Annotated in this window: 14 protein-coding genes; 4 read left to right on the top strand and 10 right to left on the bottom strand. The window is 46.1% G+C overall.

What is annotated here, in order from left to right:
* Positions 1-119 precede the first annotated feature (119 nt).
* Positions 120-305, top strand: coding sequence for a YjzD family protein (locus D2910_RS13590; protein ID WP_117313822.1), 186 nt, complete (start codon positions 120-122; stop codon positions 303-305).
* A gap of 165 nt (positions 306-470) precedes the next feature.
* Here the strand turns inward: D2910_RS13590 and D2910_RS13585 are convergent, their stop codons facing one another.
* The 3 genes from D2910_RS13585 to D2910_RS13575 all read right to left on the bottom strand — a co-directional run bounded on the left by D2910_RS13585 (position 471) and on the right by D2910_RS13575 (position 3,891).
* A complete protein-coding gene (locus tag D2910_RS13585; RefSeq protein WP_117313821.1) occupies positions 471-2,615 on the bottom strand; it encodes an ATP-dependent Clp protease ATP-binding subunit in 2,145 nt (714 codons plus the stop codon).
* Positions 2,616-2,748: 133 nt separating this feature from the next.
* Positions 2,749-3,057 (bottom strand): metal-sulfur cluster assembly factor, encoded by a 309-nt coding sequence (locus tag D2910_RS13580; RefSeq protein ID WP_033540921.1) that lies wholly within the window; start codon positions 3,055-3,057, stop codon positions 2,749-2,751.
* A 66-nt stretch (positions 3,058-3,123) separates the two neighbouring features.
* The gene (locus D2910_RS13575) at positions 3,124-3,891 is read right to left on the bottom strand and encodes a serine aminopeptidase domain-containing protein (protein WP_117313820.1); all 768 of its coding nucleotides are present in this window, start codon (positions 3,889-3,891) and stop codon (positions 3,124-3,126) included.
* 164 nt (positions 3,892-4,055) lie between these two features.
* Here D2910_RS13575 and D2910_RS13570 point away from each other — a divergent pair, with 164 nt between their 5' ends.
* The 3 genes from D2910_RS13570 to D2910_RS13560 are packed head-to-tail and all read left to right on the top strand — an operon-like array spanning position 4,056 to position 7,088.
* Entirely contained in the window at positions 4,056-4,865 is an 810-nt protein-coding gene (locus D2910_RS13570; RefSeq protein WP_117313819.1) for a Cof-type HAD-IIB family hydrolase, read from the top strand.
* 16 nt (positions 4,866-4,881) lie between these two features.
* Positions 4,882-5,736: a DegV family protein gene (locus D2910_RS13565; protein ID WP_117313818.1), complete on the top strand. Its 855-nt coding sequence runs from the start codon at positions 4,882-4,884 to the stop codon at positions 5,734-5,736.
* 14 nt (positions 5,737-5,750) lie between these two features.
* Positions 5,751-7,088, top strand: a complete 1,338-nt coding sequence (locus D2910_RS13560; protein ID WP_117313817.1) for a CoA-disulfide reductase — start codon at positions 5,751-5,753, stop codon at positions 7,086-7,088.
* A gap of 50 nt (positions 7,089-7,138) precedes the next feature.
* Here the strand turns inward: D2910_RS13560 and D2910_RS13555 are convergent, their stop codons facing one another.
* The 7 genes from D2910_RS13555 to D2910_RS13525 form a co-directional block, all read right to left on the bottom strand.
* A complete protein-coding gene (locus tag D2910_RS13555; RefSeq protein ID WP_117313816.1) occupies positions 7,139-8,608 on the bottom strand; it encodes an alpha-amylase family glycosyl hydrolase in 1,470 nt (489 codons plus the stop codon).
* 186 nt (positions 8,609-8,794) lie between these two features.
* Positions 8,795-9,169 (bottom strand): YisL family protein, encoded by a 375-nt coding sequence (locus tag D2910_RS13550; RefSeq protein WP_117313815.1) that lies wholly within the window; start codon positions 9,167-9,169, stop codon positions 8,795-8,797.
* Between the two features lie 69 nt (positions 9,170-9,238).
* Positions 9,239-10,138, bottom strand: coding sequence for a fumarylacetoacetate hydrolase family protein (locus D2910_RS13545; protein ID WP_117313814.1), 900 nt, complete (start codon positions 10,136-10,138; stop codon positions 9,239-9,241).
* Positions 10,139-10,180: 42 nt separating this feature from the next.
* Complete coding sequence (locus D2910_RS13540) at positions 10,181-11,359, bottom strand: DUF418 domain-containing protein (protein WP_084244686.1); 1,179 nt, start codon at positions 11,357-11,359, stop codon at positions 10,181-10,183.
* A gap of 10 nt (positions 11,360-11,369) precedes the next feature.
* Positions 11,370-14,984, bottom strand: a complete 3,615-nt coding sequence (gene addA, locus D2910_RS13535; RefSeq protein WP_117313813.1) for a helicase-exonuclease AddAB subunit AddA — start codon at positions 14,982-14,984, stop codon at positions 11,370-11,372.
* Positions 14,962-18,438 (bottom strand): helicase-exonuclease AddAB subunit AddB, encoded by a 3,477-nt coding sequence (addB, locus tag D2910_RS13530; protein ID WP_117313812.1) that lies wholly within the window; start codon positions 18,436-18,438, stop codon positions 14,962-14,964. Before addB ends, addA begins: the two co-directional genes overlap by 23 nt.
* An 82-nt stretch (positions 18,439-18,520) precedes the next feature.
* Positions 18,521-19,150: a TVP38/TMEM64 family protein gene (locus D2910_RS13525; protein ID WP_101803128.1), complete on the bottom strand. Its 630-nt coding sequence runs from the start codon at positions 19,148-19,150 to the stop codon at positions 18,521-18,523.
* Between the last annotated feature and the right edge of the window lie 145 nt (positions 19,151-19,295).

Raw genomic sequence — 19,295 nt, 5'->3', positions numbered from 1 at the left:
ATTTATTCAAGTTGCTGACATATTTCCGACAAAAACTTTCAAGAATGATGAAACTTTCTTTCTGCCAAGCGGAAGCTATGCTATTATTAAGCTAGACATTTTATGCAGAGGTGAAACAGATGCAATTTATCGGAACATTATTCTGGTCAGCTTTATTGATCACAACACTAAACTACGTTGTCAGTGCTGTACAGAACGTAGACTTTAACTTCATGTCGGGAATCTACATGTCACTTGTTGTTTCCGTTCTAATTTTCGTCATCGGTTCAATCATTCCTGAATCACCGGCTCCAGAGAAACACTGATACAGAAAAGCGACAGCGCCCGTTAAGCTCTGAATGGCATAAGACAGAACAGCAGAGTGGCGTTCGTTGCCACGGCAGCTGGGCTGGCTTATGACCCGAAGAGCTGGGCTGCTGGAGTCTGGACAAAGAAAAGCGACAAAAAAAAGAAGCGCAGGCCACATTGGCCTACGCTTCTTTTTTTGTGATCTTCAATTGATTGTCTTCGCCCATCTCCAAATACATTGTCGTATTTGGCACAACTTCGCCTTTGATCAATTCCCTTGCTATTTTCGTTTCGATCTCACGCTGGATGAAACGTTTCAGCGGTCTTGCACCGAATAGAGGATCGGTTCCTGCTTCCAGTACATAATTGATGACCGAATCATCCGTTTCCAATGTGATTTCCTGCTGCTGCAAACGATCAGCCAGTTCATTGATCATCTTCTTGGCAATATGATAGAAGTGGCGGTTGTCCAGTGCATGGAAAATGACGATATCGTCAATTCTGTTCAACAGCTCCGGTTTGAAATGCTTGCGCAATTCAGCCATTACGATATCTTCTATATCATGGTCAGTGTCTTTTGCCTGAATATGGGACGATCCGATGTTTGACGTCATGATTACGACTGTATTAGAAAAGTTTACCAGTCTGCCCTGACTGTCTGTAATACGTCCGTCATCCAATATCTGGAGCAGGATATTCGCGACATCCGGATGCGCTTTTTCAATTTCATCCAGCAAAACAACCGAATACGGATTTCTTCTCACCGCTTCCGTCAATTGGCCGCCTTCCTCATAGCCGATATAACCCGGAGGAGCTCCGACCAAACGGGATACACTGTGTTTCTCCATATATTCCGACATATCGATGCGGATGAAATGATCTTCCGAGTCGAACAGATTCGCCGCCAGGGATTTGGCAAGTTCAGTTTTACCGACTCCTGTCGGACCCAGGAAAATGAATGATCCAATCGGTTTTCTTTCATCTTTTATCCCCGCGCGTGCACGCCAAACCGCTTCAGTTACAAGTTCGACAGCCTTATCTTGGCCAATGACTCTTTCTTTAAGCGTTTCATCTAGCCGCAGCAATTTCTCGCGTTCCCCTTCCACGAGTTTAGTTACCGGGATGCCTGTCCAGCGGGCAACGATGCCGGCGATTTCTTCTTCCGTCACTTCTTCACGCAGGAGCCTTTCAGCTCCATCTGCAGCCAAATCGGCTTCCATGAGGGCCAATTCTTTTTCAAGTTCCGGAATCTGCCCGTGGCGAAGAACTGCTGCCGCATTCAAATCATAATTGTTTTCCGCTTCTTCCAGTTTACGGCGCAATTGGTCAAGCTGCTCCCTTTTTTCCTGGATTTTCTTCAAGGATTCTTTTTCTTCATTCCACTGATTTTTCATACCTGATGAAGAATCCTTCAATTCCTTGATTTCTCCACGCAGAGTTTCCAGACGGGTTTTACTCGCTGCATCTTTCTCTTTCATCAAGGCCTGTTCCTCGATTTCCAGCTGCATCAGCCGACGCGTCACCTGGTCGAGCTCCTGCGGCATCGAATCGATTTCCGTCCGGATCATGGCACAAGCTTCATCTATCAAATCAATTGCTTTGTCCGGCAGGAAACGGTCGGTGATATAGCGATCGGACATAGCTGCCGCGGCAACAATCGCCCGGTCATGGATGCGCACCGCATGATGCAATTCAAAACGTTCTTTCAGACCGCGCAAAATTGAAACCGTGTCTTCGACCGACGGTTCACGGACCAGAACTTGCTGGAATCGTCTTTCAAGCGCCGGATCCTTTTCAATGTGCATCCGGTATTCATCAAGCGTTGTGGCGCCGATGCAATATAATTCGCCGCGCGCCAGCATCGGCTTCAGCATATTACCGGCATCCATCGCGCCTTCCGTTTTACCGGCTCCGACGATTGTATGGATTTCATCAATAAATAAAATAATCTGCCCTTCACTGTCTTTGACTTGTTTCAGCACCGCTTTCAAGCGCTCCTCAAACTCCCCGCGATATTTAGCCCCAGCGATCAACGCGCTCATATCGAGTTCGTAAATGATTCGGTCTTTCAGACCCTCGGGCACGTCATTACGGACAATCCGCTGCGCCAGCCCTTCAACGATAGCTGTTTTACCAACTCCGGGTTCACCGATCAGCACCGGGTTGTTCTTGGTTTTACGTGACAGGATGCGGATGACATTGCGAATCTCTTCATCACGGCCAATGACCGGATCCGCTTTGCCGGATTGTGCCTGTTCAACCATATTGCGTCCATACTGTTCCAAAGGCGACTTTTGCTCTTCATTATTTGCTGCAAATTGAACCATTATAATCCCCTCCAAATTCTTTGACCTTCTTTGACTAATTTAATTATAGGAAATTTATTCTCATTGCGCAACTATAAGCATCCATAAAAAAAACCTTTCCGGAATCAACATTCCGAAAAGGTTTCTGTACTGCTTATCTGACGCCAAGCGCCATTTTTGCGTATCTTGACATATGCTCTTTGCCCCATACCGGCTGCCAGACGATTTTTACATCGACTTCTTCCACTTCCGGCAACTCATACAAAGCTTGTTTGACCATTTGAACGATTTGAGGCCCCATTGGACAACCCATTGAAGTTAAAGTCATTGTAACCACTGCAAATCCGTCTTCAGATAACTCGACATCATATACAAGGCCCAAGTTTACGATATCAACACCCAATTCCGGGTCGATTACTGTTTCAAGTGCTCCCATCATGCTGTCCTTCATCTCTTGATCCATGACGATCCCTCCTTTTTCTATTAACTCCATCTTAACAAATTTCCAGGCAGAATCAAATTGACACGCTTATTTCCCCAAATGCTCTGCCAGCCACTCTGTCGCGGCAAGCATCCCGGGACGGCTTACGGCGTGGCCAGTTTCTTTTTCACGCAGGAATTGCAGCCTGTCTTGAGCTTCCCCGTATGAATTTTTTAACTTCTTATAGAAATCATAAGTCGGTCCGAATGGAACGATGATGTCCTGCTCGCCGTGCCAGAAAAACAACGGCCGCTTGTTGAAAGAGTCCATTTTTTTTGTGCCATCGAACTGTCCCAGTGTTTTAAGCATATTAGCGCGTTCTTCTTCAGTTATCGGCAAAGTGAAACCTCTTGATTCGAATTGGGTCATCTGTGCATTTGCCAGCTCGACATAATTTGCGGCTCCCATCATGACGGCTGCCGCTGGTATCCATGGATAGACGGTCAATGCGCCGAGAGTTGTGATTCCTCCCATGGAAGTGCCCCCTATAGCAGGTTCGCCTTTCACTAGATGCTTTTCTTTTGCCAGTTTATGTATTTTTCCAACTTCTTCGATAGAAGTAAGGACGATTTCCCAAAATCTGAGACTCAATTGAATCCCATCCTGGTCTTCTTCTCTTTCTCCGTGAAGATGTGCATCAGGCAATAAAACACGGATCCCTTTGTCCGCCAGCTGGTAAGCATAATGCAAATTATGTTCCTTTGCACTCATATGGCCATGTAAAAATATGACCATCGGAAGCTCCGTGTCTGCAGCATCGTCCGGAGCGACATGCAGCAGCGGAATGCCTTCCCAAATTTCCTTAATGATTTTCACTTGCTGCTTACCCCCTTTTCTTCTAATCCTACCAATATTCATCTCATATTTCATAATGATAAGTATCATAAAAGCAATTAATTGAATGCTCTGAACTCAAGATTTTTTGACTAACCCTTCTAATTATCGCTAAACTGTATATATATAGAAAGGAGCCGTTTTACATGAAACAGCATTTGATCGTTCTCGACCTGGACGGAACTTTATTGACAGACCAAAAAGTCATTTCCGAAAAAACGAAAAAAACATTGGCACAAGCGATGGAGCAGGGCCATCAAGTAATGATTGCAACCGGACGGCCATATCGTTCCAGTGAACCTTATTATAAAGAATTAGGATTGAAAACTCCTATCGTCAATTTCAACGGCGCGTTTGTTCATCACCCGACCGACAACAGCTGGGGAAGATTCCATACCCCGATCGGTTTGGAAACCGTCCACGAAGTTGTGGAGTCGATGCATGATTTTAATTTCCATAATATCGTAGCTGAAGTTCTGGATGACGTTTATGTCCATCATCACGATGAGAAGCTGATGGATATCTTCAGATTCGGAAATCCTTATATCACGACAGGTGATTTACGTAATTACTTGAAAGTCGACCCAACTTCCATGCTGATCCATGCGCCATATGAAAGAGTCGGCGAGATCCATGACCACCTGAATCAAGTGCATGCCGAAGTTATTGACCATAGAAGATGGGGTGCTCCGTGGCATGTAATCGAAATCGTAAAAAGCGGCCTCAGCAAAGCGGTCGGTCTTGATCAGGTTTCTAAATCACTCGGCATTTCAAAAGAAAATATAATTGCTTTCGGCGATGAAGACAACGACTTGGAAATGATCGACTTCGCAGGAGTCGGCGTAGCCATGGGGAATGCCATTTCGCCATTAAAAAATATAGCCAATGAAATCACTTTGAGCAATAATGAAGATGGAATAGCAGAATTATTGATTGACCGCTTGAATTTAAAATAAGGAATGGGGGATTGGAATGAGATTATTCGCAGACAGCGCATCAGATTTACCTAAAGAGTTTTTTGAAAAGGAAAACGTGGAATTGTTTCCGTTGCGTGTGCATATCGGCAATGAGGAGTTCGAAGATATCCGGACCATCCATTCGCTGAAGGTTTATGAAGCCATCCGCAATGATATACGGCCAAAAACTTCACAGGTATCACCGGACGAAATGCTTAACGCCTTCGAACAATTAGCGAAAGATGATGAGGAAGGATTCTATATCGCCTTTTCTTCCGAGTTATCAGGCACTTATGGGACGGCAATGATGGCATCGGAACAAGTTCGTGAAGAATATCCGGACTTGAAGCTCACCGTACTTGATTCGAAACTGGCCTCCCTTGGATATGGAATGCTGGTCAAAGAAGCGGTAAAACTCCGTTCACAGGGACATCCTCTAAAAGAGATCATTGAACGGATCCGTTTTATGGCTGATCACACAGAATCTCTGTTCACTGTTGAAGACCTTGATTATATGGCTAAAGGCGGCCGTATTTCAAAAGGTAGTGCGTTTGTCGGCGGACTATTGAATATCAAGCCATTGCTCCACGTCGAAAACGGGAAATTAGTGCCGATTGAAAAGTTGCGCGGCCGAAAAAAAGTCGTTAAACGCATCGTGGAATTAATGGAAGAACGCGGCGAGCAGCTTGAAAAACAAATCATTTCGATCAGCCACGGTGATGACGAAGAATTTGCCAACTTGATGAAAGAAGCGATTGAAGAACAATTCCACCCGAAAAATGTGGAAGTTTATATGATCGGCTCAGTTATCGCAGCCCATACAGGACCGGGTACTCTTGCGGTATTCTTCCAGAATAAATTAAATTCCTAAAGGGGTGCTGTTGGATGGAAAAGATCCTGATCGTCGGAGCAGTTGGCGGAGGCGCCACAGCGGCAGGCCAACTGCGCTTTTATAATAAGGAAGCAACCATTAAAGTTTTCGACCGGGATTCAGTCATGTCCTATGCTGCATGCGGAACACCTTATGCAATTGGCGAAGTCATTGAAGACGAAGAATCCTTATTAATGGCCAATCCTGAGCAATTCCATGAAAAACGCAATATCGATGTCCACTTGAAGCACGAAGTGACGGCGATCGACCGCGACGATAAAAGTATTCATGTAAAAAATTTGGAGACGGGCGAAGAGTTCCAGGAGAGTTACGATAAACTGATACTCGCACCTGGCGGAACCGCAATTGTGCCACAAGTGAAAGGCAGCGAAACAGCGAATATTTTCACTCTGCGGAGCTATAACGACATGCTCTCCATCAAAGAGTATATCCGCTCGAATAATCCACAAAGCTGCACCATTTCAGGCGGGGGCTTTATTGGCCTCGAGATGGCGGAAAATCTCAAGGAGCTTGGCATCGATGTTCATCTGGTCCACAAATCAGACTACGTCATGTCAATCCTTGATGAAGACATTTCCCGGGAAATTGAAAAGGAATTATTATTGAATGAAATCCATCTGCAGACTAATGCTTATATCACAGAAATAAATGGACGTTCGCAAACCCTGTCAAATGGGGATGTCCTTGAAACGGATTTCATCATCATGAGTGTCGGTCTCGCGCCCAACGTCGGTCTGGCTAAAGATGCTGGACTGGAAATCGGAAAAACTGGCGGAATCGTAACCAATGATTATATGCAGACTGATGACCCCTCAATCTACGCAATCGGGGACGCGTCAGAGAATTTCGATATGGTTACCGGTGAACCGAAACGCGTGCCTCTTGCCTGGCCCGCACATCGCCAGGCCTATATCGCCGCTAAGCATATAAACGGTGAATCCATTCCCAAAAAAGGGCTGCTTGGCACCTCAATCGTTAAAATTTTTAGCTTAACAGCTGCGATGACCGGTTTGAACGAAAATAAATTGCGCGAACTTGAAATTCCATCCGTGTCTCTCATCCATAACGGCAATTCAAATGCCGGTTATTATCCTGACCATGGCAAATTGAAATTGAAAATCCATTACGACCCGAATACCAGGGAAATCTTCGGTGCCCAGTGTCTGGGGACGAAAGGTGTGGATAAACGGATAGATGTCATTGCGACAGCGATGTATGCAGGGCTGACCGTCGATGATCTTCAAGCGCTTGAACTCTGCTATGCCCCACCTTACTCATCACCAAAAGATCCTGTGAACATGGCTGGCTATAAGGCAGATAAAAAAATATAAGTAAAAACGGCACAGAAGTTTTCTTTCTGTGCCGTTTTTCTATAACTTATTCAATTTTCGCCTTGCTTTTCATTCGCAGTTTTAGCTGCTTCATCCGCTCTTCGCTGGCGGCCTTTTTTCCAGACCACCCATAGGAAAATCATAAATACGACATAGAGAACAATCAATGCCGCAATATAAGCTTTGTTGAACCCGCGTTCGTCGATGACGTGGAAAGTTTCGGCTATTTCACGGTCCAGTGTGATTTTATAATCGCCATTCTCTTCCTGGCGGACAATATCGTTTTCGAACAATCCCTGCAGCTGTTTGTCACTGCCGATTTCATCTGCCGAAATCGTGAAGTTTCTTGTGCTCGAGGAATTATTGATGGCAATGATCCATGTTTCTTCATCGTTCGATCTTTTATAGATGAGCCATCCGTCTTCTTCGTGAATGACTTCCAGCTCGCCGGTCCGCAAAGCCTCCGACGAGTTGCGCAGCGAATTCAAGTTTTTGATGTGGTCAATCAATTCCTTTTCAACCGCCATGTTCAGCAATTGATGGGATTCCGGCAAGCTTTTTCCGTTCATCGCAATCTCTGAACCATATTGGACAACTGGAATTCCCGGCATCGTCAATAATTGAGTGAACAATAAACGCATGCGGGTCGGCGGGAACCCCTGTGCTTCCACAATATCAGAAGTAATGCGTGATCCCCGCAGTGAATCGGCCTGAATCAATTTCCCTTCAGCATTTTCCATCAACTCCGGCAACCCGGATGTATCCTGGTCAAAGTTTTTATAACTATTGCGTAAAGTTTCCTCGACGCCAGGCAAAACAACCGCATCAAGACCCTCTACCGGCTCCATTTCAGCATCGCCGATCAGATAAATATCACGCACTGATTTAATTTCCTCTGAAAAACGGTTAATAAAGCCTGTATCCAATTTCTCTGTCTCCTGAAGCCTCAATCCATCAATTTCATATTGCTGAATAAAGCCGCTGACAACTTCTATCAAGGCGTCTTGCACATCAGGGTTAGCTGTATCCAGCGCATAAGTCCCATCTTCATTTTCAATAAACCATTCCGGGTTGTCTTTTAACCAGAAATGCTGGCTGCTGAGTTGCTGAGTAGGAATGTCGATCATCAGTTTCATTTCATTTTCATGGACAGTTTCCAAAAGATCAACAAAGTCTTCTTCAGTTCCAAAATGTCTTTCAAATTGGCTGTAATCGATCACTTCTTTACCGTCGTATGTAGCTGAAGCAAACACCGATCCTATCGACAGGACGGTAAAGCCCATATCATTAATATGGAGAATCTCACTCGACAGCCCCGCAAAATCTCCACCGTTGAATGCGGAAGGATCTGTCGCATTTACCTCAAAATCATTTGCGAGCTGCTTATTGAAGTACCGATCGACCAGTACATCGTATATGCTTTCATCTTCTATTTGTCTTGTTTCATCTGCCGATGCGGGAGCTGCTATGCCCAGCAACAGCATCATGCTCAAGATACCGGAAATCCATTTCGCTTTCAATCCTATGTCCTCCTTCAATGAGGGTTTATTGCATGCCACTCGGTCTATTTTAACAAACTACCGTCCCCCCTGCTATTTAAAGATGAATGAATTCGCTGTGCGGTTCAACAGTTTCGTCTAAACTGTGAATGCTGAAGAAAATTTCCCCATAAAAAAAGGATGCCACGTGGGCATCCGTCTTTTTTATTAAGCTAAAAATCTGAAGCCGATCGGTAATTTAAAGCCGTAGAACATGGTTACTGCCAGGAATACAGCAAACAGGATCCAGAACATAGTCACGGATTTCCCTTTTTTGCCGCGTACCAGCACCATTTCCATCATACCGATGGTCAATAGGCCGAACAGGAATTTCATTCCATATTGCATGGCATCAAATGATGAGTGTGCTATGAATAACGCCAACCCGGTAATGATGACCAGAATATAGAACAAGCGCAGAATCATATGGATAATTTTGCGTCCTTTGCTTTCAGGGGCCATGAATGCAGCTATTACGAAAAGCAGAATAGCAATGACCCAAGTCGTGATGTGAAGATGTGTAGTTTCAGTTAAAAAGTCCAATTCGTCACCTCTTTTGATATAGTTCTCCTATAGTCTACCATAATTTTCACTGCTGGCAGCAAGGAGGTGCTATGACAAATGTGTGACGAGTGTTCCGATTGATTCAATTGAAATCTTCACTGTATCTCCGGCTTTCAGGAATTTCGGGGGATTGAAGCCTTTCCCGACACCAGCCGGCGTCCCAGTCAAGATGACATCACCCGGTTCAAGCGGCGTGTATTTTGAAATCTCCGAAATAAGGTCATCCACTCTTCGGATCATATCTTTCGTATTGCCATTCTGGCGTATTTCTTCATTGACTTTAGTGACAATCGACAGATTCTGCGATTGCGGTATTTCGTCTTTCGTTACAATATAAGGTCCCATCGGACAGGATTTAACCAGGCTTTTGCCCAGGAAATACTGTTGATGTTTCGATTGAAGATCCCGCGCTGTCATATCGTTTGCAATCGTATATCCGAAGACATGGTCGTAAGCCATCTGTTTCGGGATGGAACTGCCGCCTTTTCCAATTATAACAGCAAGCTCTCCTTCATAATCATAGGAATCCGTTAAGCCGCTATGGACTGGCACAGTTTCATGGTCAGCAGCAATAGCTGCAGGGGATTTCGTAAAGACGACCAGATCAACAGGCGCCTCACCGCCCATCTCTTTGGCATGTTCAGAATAATTTCTGCCTACGCACAGTACATTTTTAGGTGGGCGCGGCACGGGTGCCAGCCATTCGATATCCGAAAAAGAGTGTTTGAAATCAGCGGGATTTTCCGTTTGGGCTGCTGCATCCGCCAACTTGCGGATTTGCTCAACAAATTCCACTCCCTGTGATAATCCTTCAATCAGCTGTGCCGGAAAAGACGGAAGAACACCAAGTTCATTCTGGATTTTTAAGACATCCCAAACGGCTTCTTCTTTTTTCACTTTTGGTCCGAATGCTTCTTTTCCTTCATAGCGAAATGATAACAGCTTCATTTAATAAACACTCCTTTTCTTTGGTTCCATTAATTATACACATTAATTATTCGATTTGTTGCTTTTTTCGAAATTTAATCCATACGTCACCTTTCGCCAGAAAATTTCCAGCGGTCCCTGGCTGAATTTGGTCAGCCAGATTTCGGCAAAAATCAATTGCAATGCAAAGATGCCGAATGCCATCAATGTCCCGGTCAGAAGGCTGACCTGTCCGTATAGACCTAATCCATATGAGTAGAAGATTGTCGTAGCGATAAGTGATTGCATGATATATGTTGTCATCGACATCCGGCCCACTTTAGTCAATGGCCGGAGCAACTTCCGAGTTCCGTCACTTTGTGCAAGGAGCGCTATGATCGCTGCATAGCTTACCGCAAGCAGCGGTCCACCAAAAATTTCCTGTAAGAAAGTCAGCGCGATATTCGGGCCGAAAATATAAGGGGTCAGTTTCAGCAACAAACCAGCAATTAATCCTGCCGCCATAAGCGCAATCCATAATTTCTTCAATTCTTTCGTGCGTTCGATCAGCTGCCATTTGGCTGCAGCTGCGCCAATCATCGTAAGGGGCAGAATTGTAACAATCAAGATGATGTAATTCAACGGATTATTGCCATACATCCAGTCATCAAAACGCTGCCGGAAAATTTCGGCGAACGTGCCTCCTCCGTAGGCGGCAATCGAGTTCTGCACTTGCTGGATTCCGACATAAAAGCTCGAATCCAGCGCTACCGCCGCAAACATCATGACAAGCAATAAAGTCTGGGGAATCACATATATGATGACGCCCAGCGACAGCAGCCATTTTGACTCAAGCCGGATCATGCCGATCAGCAGGAACCCCATGATTGCGTATGTGATCAGAATATCCCCATACCAAATGAGAAATGCGTGCAGAATACCGAAAATCAGCAGCACTGACAGCCGTTTTACCGCCATTGGCGCAAATGATCTGTTCCTTTCCTCCGCCCTTAAAAATTGCATGCCCAATCCGTATCCAAAAAGCATAGCGAATAACGGATAGAAACTGGCCTGGACGAATACATCAAGAAAAGAAAATGTCGCTGTATCCCCAGGAGCGTCAAACCATGTATACGGGTCTATATAATAAAGCGGTGAATGAAAAGCCAGCATATTGATAAGAAGAATGCCCAGCAAGGCGAATCCTCTCATCAAATCGATCGCTTCCACACGTTCATCCAGAGCCACAGGTTGTAATCTCACAAAAATCCCCCTAAATTCTTACCTCTTTTTCCGCCGAAAACAGATACAGCAGTTTTTCTTTGATCGGTACTTTTAAAATTGCTTCAACAGCTTCAGTATAAACCGTCAATTGAACTTCATAACGGGCTGACATTTCCGACTGGACGTCTTCAATCTGATAGAGCCGGTCCGTCTTGTAATCCAGCAGCACCCAGCCGTCTTCCTCTTCGAAAAGACAATCGACAATCCCTTGGATGATCTGATAATCGCCTTCCTCGTCTTCCTTCGCATAGGTAAAGGGGACTTCCCTTTTAATTTGTTTCGCCTCCATTAACCTGCGGGCTGTATCACTTGAGTAAAACGCTGCAATTTCCCGCATCCTTATAGCTCTTCCTTCTTCACGTGACAGAATTTCCATGCCGACGAGCGTTTCAATCTGTTCGGTTATTTCTGCAGCGGACAACTTTTTATCCAGCGGAATATGCTGCATCAGCGAGTGGACAGCTGTCCCGATATCGGATGCGGCAAGACGTTTTTCCTGCAGAAAATCAGGACGGTCATGCAGAGTACGCTTGGAAGGACCGATGCTTTGAATAAATGATTCCGGCTCATCAAGACGCTGCAGCATCTGCAGACGTTTCATCTCCGACACTGATTGTTTGGAACGTTTTTCTACTGATTGCTGATGCGGATAGCGAAAATCGAATCTGTTTCTGATTTCAGTTTCCAGGTCCTGCAGCTCGCCCTGCATCGGCGACAGCTCCTCAAATACTAGCGGCGCCGGCAGAAGCGATTGGCTCTCGACAAGTTCGACCTGAAATTTCGAATGGTGCGGCAAGAGGATTCCGGATCGGTTCATCAATCCTTCGGCATCCGGATGCCGAGCTATTGCCGGACCGAGCCAATCCAGATAGCCTTTGGCCCGCGAACGGACGAAATCCGGCAGTCTGACATCAGATGACGCCATTTTCCAGCGTTCGAAAAGAGATTCGGGATCTTTCACGGAAGCTGTCAGGAACAGCCGCTCTTTAGCACGGGTCATCGCTACATATAAAACTCTCATTTCTTCCGCTTTCATCTGCAATTGCTTTCTTTCTTTCACGGCAAGAAACGGCAACGAGGTATATTCCACCCGGGTCTCGGGATTGACCGCTTTGACGGCTAAACCATAGTCCTGGTCAAACATATAGGATTTGCGAAAGTCCATTTCATTGAAAGACCTTCCAGTGCCCGCAAAAAAGACTACAGGGAATTCAAGACCTTTCGACTTATGGACGGTCATCAGCCGGACCACATTCTCTTTTTCACTGAGCGATCTGGCAGTTCCAAGATCATCACCGCGTTCACGCATCCGGTCGATGAAACGCAGGAAGCGGAATAAGCCACGGAATGATGTTTTCTCATATTCCAAAGCCCTGTCGTGAAGTGCCCGCAGATTCGCCTGCCGCTGCTTGCCGTTCGACATGGAGCCGACCATCTCGTAATAATTGGTATCAAGATATACCTGCCAGATCAATTCCGCCAGTGAGCCTCGGCGGGCGAGATTCCTCCAGTCTTCCAGTTGCAGCATGAAGCGCTGTAATTTTTCAGCAGCTTCCCTGTCGATGCCGGTGCCGCTCCGGATGAACGATTTGACGGCATCATAGAAAGTCGCCTGTGGAGCAGCCAGCCGTATTTCAGCAAGCTCGTTTTCGCGCAGGCCGATAAACGGTGCACGCAATACTGAAACAAGCGGCACATCCTGATACGGATTGTCGATGACCCGAAGTGTGTTCATCATGATCATCACTTCCAGGGCATCGAAATAACCGCCTGCCAATTCCGTATACAAAGGAATCCCCGCCATTTTGAATTCATCGTCAAAATCACCCGACCATGTCATTGAACGCATTAGCACTACAATGTCACGATACTCCAGTGGCCGCTTTTCATTGGTCCATGGATCGTGCACATACGTTTCACGCTCCATCAATTCACGGATCTTCGCGGCGATGTATCTTGCTTCCCATTGGGATTTAGCCAGGTCTTCCGATTCTTCAGCCTGTTCTTCCTCCATTTCGGGTTCATGGATCAACGCCAGTTCAATCGGTGTTTCATTGTCGGGATAAGGTGCTTTATGTTTTAAAGCGGCGGCTTCGTCATATTCGATCTCACCGACCCGTTCCCCCATTATCTGAGAAAAAATATAATTGGTGCCATCCAGGATCTCTTTTCGGCTGCGGAAATTGGCATTGAGGTCGATGCTCATGCCTGTCCCTTGCGCTTCTTTGGTGAAACGGCCGTATTTTCCCAGAAACAGCATCGGTTCAGCCAGTCTGAATCTGTAGATCGACTGCTTTACGTCCCCTACCATAAAAAGGTTGCCGTCTTGTTCGCCGCCTGATTTCACCAGACCCAATATCGTTTCCTGCAGCATGTTCGTATCCTGATATTCATCCACCAGTATTTCTTTGAACCGGCTTCGGTATTCTTTTGCGATAGGAGAGGGTTCTCCATCTTCACTTAGAATTTCGAGCGCATAATGCTCCAAATCTGAAAAATCCACAATGGCGCGGTCCACTTTCAGGGCTTTATATTGCTCAGCGAAACGTTTCGTCAAATCCACCAATGTTTGCATCAACGGGGCCATTTCGCGCATTTCGTCCAATAACCTGGACGGCTTGCGGATAAAATAAGCATCCGTTATGCCTTTAACTATCTTCTTCACTTCATTGCGCAGCGCTTTTGCTTCATCCGCCAGGACAGGGTCGCATGAATCCTTCTTGATGCTCCCTGCTTTTTGCCAGATGATGCGCTGTGAAAATTCATAAATATCGTTCCAGGAGCGGTCCAAGTCGGCAATTGCCGACTTGATCAATTCCGAATCCATTTCAAAAGTATCGGCCAGGATTGCCGGTCCATCCGGCTGCTGAGCAATATCAATTCCATCTCTTGTCAGTTGCAGCGCCTCTTCAAAGGCATGGCGGATCGTCATTTTCAGATCACCGATAAACGGCAGCTCGTCGATTACCGCTTTATCTGGCACATCGTAGAGCGCGGGAACTTGCTGCAGCCAATATTCAGGATTGGGATGAACGCGTGAATAGTCATACAGCTTACTGACCAGCACTTCCATCGCCTGGTCGCTGCGGTCTGATGTAAAACTGTCGGCCAGGCGGTAAACTGCCTCCGCATTTTCACCTTCGTAAGCTGCTTCAAGAACAGCTTCGAGCACATCGTCACGCAGCAGCGCCGCCTCTGTATCCCCGGCAATCCGGAACCCGGGATCTATTTCAAGAAGATAGGCGTATTGTTTCACTACCGAGAGGCAGAAAGAATGCAGCGTGGAAATCTGTGCTTTATTAATAAGGCGCAGCTGCTGCCTTAAATGTTTCGATTCCGGATTTTCAGTCACCGCTTTTTCCAGCGCCTTCGACATTCGGTGGCGCATTTCAGCTGCTGAGGCATTGGTGAACGTGACAACCAGCAGTTCATCGACTGAAATCGGCTCGTTCTCATCCAGCACCTTTTCAATCATGCGGTTGATCAGAACCGCCGTTTTGCCAGAGCCGGCAGCTGCTGAGACCAGCATATCCTGCCCTTTTGCCCAGATTGCCTGCCATTGTTCATCGGTCCAGGTGGCATCATTCGGTTTTGTCGGAATCATGGTCGCCAGTCTCCTTTCGAATCAATTCAACAGCCTTATCGGATGATAAAGACGGCAGTTTGCGGTATGTCTGTTCCGGATCTGATGGGTCAAATTGGCAAATCGACCGGTAAGAACAGAATTGGCATGGCGTATCATCTTTCACCTTATATGGTGTAATGGAAGTGACGCCGTCCAATATTCCGTTGCCCGCATCCTGGTGTTTGCTCCGCACGAATCGGCGGATGACTTCCATATCATCTTTACTTACTGTCCGCGACTGGGATTTTGAAATGCTGCCGTTTTTATTCATCCGCACCGGAATGATGTTCGAATAGCCATCGATTTCATTGTCCATCGCTTTGATCACTTCTTCATCTTCAACGACCAGCCCATTCATTTTGAACGACCTCGCCATTTCTTCTTCCACTTCTTCAGCCGTCATCAGCTTCGTCGATTTCAGCATCGGATTGTGCATGTGGAAATACAGCACTCCCGCCGGTTCTGCCTGCTCACCCAACCAGCGGTCGGAATGTGTCAAAGCAACATCCAGATAAGTAAATGTCTGCAAAGCGATGCCGTGATAAACTTCACCAAGATCCAGTCCATGTTTGGATGATTTATAATCGACTACACGGATATACGGTTTACCGTTAATATCCGTCGAATCGATGCGGTCGATTCTTCCGCGGATGTTCATTTTCCTTCCTCTTCTCAGCGGAATATCCAATGGCGGAATCGTCTCTTTCGTACCAAATCCGACCTCTAATGCCACTGGCGTAAAGCCGGTGACTTTCGCATGCTTACTCAACATGAAAGCTGTCTGGCGGATAATCGCCTCCAGCTTATGCTGAATGTACCGATAACGGTGTGAACTGATCAGAATATGGTTGACGAAATATGGCGATAATTGATCCATCGCCTGTTTCGCCAATTCACGGCAGTCTTTATTGCTTAATGAAGACCAGGAAACGTCAAGCCTGTTGACTTCATCCGAAATCCATTTGATGGCCGCATGGAACAGATCCCCCATTGCTGGCGGCGCCAATTTATATTGGCTCCGCTCTTCGAGGCGCAGACCATACGCGGCAAAATGCGCATACGGACAGCCATAAAAAGTTTCTACACGCGATACGCTTGAAGAAATAGGCGTACCATATAATGGTTCAGCAATTTCCTCCCGAAGCTGATCGGCTATATTCGGTTTCGCCGGTTCCATAATCCGCTCAACCACTGATGACCAGAACGGATCTTCCTTATAATAAGAAAGCACTGCCTGCCATTCAGGCGTCAGGGAACCGCTTCGAATCTGTGAAGACAAATACGCCAATGTGGCTCGGGGATGCGAAATATAGCTTAAATGATCAGCTTGCTTAAGTTCCTCCGGATCCGCTACTGCAGGTGTCAGTTCCACGCCAAGCATATCAATGAACTTCTGGATATACATTGAAGGCAAAAGCGCTTTCCCTTCTTCATCAGCAATCGGGTATGAAACCGTCAAAAAGTCAGAAGCCGATGTGAAGGCGCGGTAAGCCATGAATGTCTCATCCAATAGCCTTGTTTTAGTGCTGGGTGCGAGTTCAAAACCGATTTTCGCAAACCACTCGCGGTCAGCGTCTGTCAGCAAACCTTCCTGTTCGATACGTTTCGGTAAAACACCATCGTTCACGCCAATGACAAAAACCGACTTGATATCCATCAGTCTCGCCAAATCAATCGTTGAAACTGTAATTTCATCCAGTGAAGGCGGAATCCGTGAAAACTCCAGTGTCTCAAACCCTTCATCAAGGATCCTTACAGCAGATCCGAGCTCAAGTTCTTTGTCACCGAACATCAGCACGAACTGATCCAGAACTCCGATCCATTGTTTCCATGCCTGTTCATGTTCAGCCGCGGCCAATAATTTGTGCTCTGACTCTTCCCGCTCTTTCAAGTCGAGGATTTTATCATAGACGTCCATGTCTTCTACAAACACAAAGAGGGCTTCCGCTATTTCCCTTCCGGTTGAACAACTTTCCAATTGTTCTTTCAGCACAGAAAGCGGCTCACGGACCAAATCCCTTACCGCGTGAAGTTCCATCTGAAGCGCCAATTCTTCATCGGTCTGGACTCCGGTATGAAATTCCAGTCCCCGGTATTTTTTATAGAACCAGCGCTTTTCATCAAACCAGCGTTCTCCATATATTCCATTGGCAATAACAAAATTCTCTAGGACGTCGCTGCGCTCCCGCCATTTCCCCACACTTCCCTGAGGAAAGAAAAGATCGGTTTTGATTGCGCGAAAAACCGGCTCATAGGAATAATTCGATTGCACAGCTTCAAGTACTGAACGACAGAATTCAATCAACGGATGGTGAAGCATGGATTTTTTTTGGCTGATAAAATAAGGCAATTCGTATTGAGGGAAAATGGTATTTATCAATTCATCGTAAACCTCAGGCTGCCGGTACAGAACAGCGATATCTTTATACCGCATGCCTCCTCTGACCTGTTCCCTTATCGAGCGTGCCATCGCATGCACTTCAGCTCTCCTGTTGGCGGCTTCGATCAGATTGACATGTCCTTCTGTTTTCAATTTCTGAAGCGGATAATCATCAAAATGTCGTTCAAGGTGCGCCAATTCCAAGTTGGTGAATCGCTGAGGCGAAGGCAGATGCACCGCATTCTCTACTTGAATGCCCTCTTTTTTTGCCTGATCGACCAATCTGCGTGCCGTATTTGCGGATTGGAAAAACAATGCCTGTTCGTCATTGGCATTTGCCGCTCCGTCCATCGGCAGCGCAATCGTCACTGATTTGGCATGTCTCATCAACTCAAAGATGATTTCATATTCACGCGCAGTAAATGTGACGAAGCCGTCAATATAGATATCAGACCGCTTCACCTGCTCAGAGAAACGGATCTTTTCGGACAATAATGTCAGGTGCCCTTCTGAGTCAACGAAAACCGTACCCAATCGGTTCTCTATTTCCGCCAGGATCAGTTCAAGATCCGAAGCCTTATCCAGTAAAGTCCTCGGCGCACCTGCTTCTGCCAAAGTAGAGCGGATTTCCGTCAATTCACCGCAATCGACACAGTACCTTGAAAATTCTTTGATCAGCTGCTCAATTTGGTCAGTGAAACCCCGTTTTCCAGCAGCGCGGCGGAACAATTGGAATTCATCACGATGTTCTTCGAGCAGGCTGCGGATCAGCATACGATAACCGAAGCTGTCCACTTCTTTTCGGCTGATCCCCCCAGCTTCCTGAAGCACCCGCCAGGCAAGGCGCTTGAAAGTCACTGCCTGCGCGCGGATCATCCCTTTCATGCCATCAGCAGATGACAGGCGATACTCGGTTGAAAAGGACATCTGATCGGGAACAATGAAAAAAATCGGATCTCCGTCCGCACTCCTTTGTAGGGTTTCCACTATTTCATCCAGTATATAAGAGGTTTTTCCGGAACCGGCACGTCCATAGATTATTCTTAATGACATCTGAACACCCTTCCTTCTAAGAACGTTTGTTCTTATTTTACAATAACCAGCGCTTATCAGCCAGTTTCACGGCCGTTATGGACTAGTCTTCTTTCGAACGGTCTTTATTCGCCGCTTGGCGAAAATCCTCTTCAACTTTCTTATTCAGCCTTTTTTCAATTATTTTTCCTACTATATAAAGCAGGATGATGACAATGATCACGATAATTGTCCTGACTGGATTATTGAACAGCGCGCGGATATCATATCCGACATATGTAATCATGAAAACCATTACCGTCTTGCCCGCAATCAGAGTCAATAAATAATAATGCTTGCTGATATTGGATAACCCGGCCACCAGGTTCACGAGCGCCGATGGTGTGAATGGAAAACACAGCAGCAGGAACAAAGGGCCAAAACCATTGCGTTCCACCCAATGAATCAACCTTTCAACTTTCTGGTGCTTAGTCATAAAGTTTAAAAACTTGGCTCGCCCATACTTGCGGATAATTAAAAATACGCTGTACGATCCCGCTACAGAACCGGCTAAGGATATTAAAAAGCCGAAAAGCAGGCCATACGCTCCGGCATTAGCGAAAACAAATACAAAAAGCGGAAGAAACGGTAGAAATGCTTCGATGAAAGGAAGCAAAAATCCGATGAACGGACCGATTGAGCGATAGGATTCATATAATGCTGTGATATTTTCCTGTGAAAAGAATTCCGACATAGGCTCATTCCTTCTGCTTACAAAATTTTTCAAAAGCGGATTCAGAATCCGCTTTTCTTGTGACCGGACTCCAGCGCCCAGCTCTTCGGGTCGCTTCGGCCTTAGCAGTTATGGCAAAAGCGCTGCATAATTTAGTGGTCATGAA

It is taken from the genome of Planomicrobium okeanokoites (assembly GCF_003428875.1).
Classification (GTDB): Bacteria; Bacillota; Bacilli; order Bacillales_A; family Planococcaceae; genus Planococcus; species Planococcus okeanokoites.
Note: the sequence above shows the minus strand (reverse complement) of the source record. Positions and strands in the feature narration are given on the sequence as shown.

Coding starts and splice junctions, on each gene's coding strand:
- D2910_RS13580 (WP_033540921.1), bottom strand. CDS start 3,057: ATGGATCAAGAGATGAAGGACAGCATGATGGGAGCACTTGAAACAGTA.
- addB (WP_117313812.1), bottom strand. CDS start 18,438: ATGTCATTAAGAATAATCTATGGACGTGCCGGTTCCGGAAAAACCTCT.
- D2910_RS13570 (WP_117313819.1), top strand. CDS start 4,056: ATGAAACAGCATTTGATCGTTCTCGACCTGGACGGAACTTTATTGACA.
- addA (WP_117313813.1), bottom strand. CDS start 14,984: ATGATTCCGACAAAACCGAATGATGCCACCTGGACCGATGAACAATGG.
- D2910_RS13565 (WP_117313818.1), top strand. CDS start 4,882: ATGAGATTATTCGCAGACAGCGCATCAGATTTACCTAAAGAGTTTTTT.
- D2910_RS13585 (WP_117313821.1), bottom strand. CDS start 2,615: ATGGTTCAATTTGCAGCAAATAATGAAGAGCAAAAGTCGCCTTTGGAA.
- D2910_RS13560 (WP_117313817.1), top strand. CDS start 5,751: ATGGAAAAGATCCTGATCGTCGGAGCAGTTGGCGGAGGCGCCACAGCG.
- D2910_RS13590 (WP_117313822.1), top strand. CDS start 120: ATGCAATTTATCGGAACATTATTCTGGTCAGCTTTATTGATCACAACA.
- D2910_RS13525 (WP_101803128.1), bottom strand. CDS start 19,150: ATGTCGGAATTCTTTTCACAGGAAAATATCACAGCATTATATGAATCC.
- D2910_RS13545 (WP_117313814.1), bottom strand. CDS start 10,138: ATGAAGCTGTTATCATTTCGCTATGAAGGAAAAGAAGCATTCGGACCA.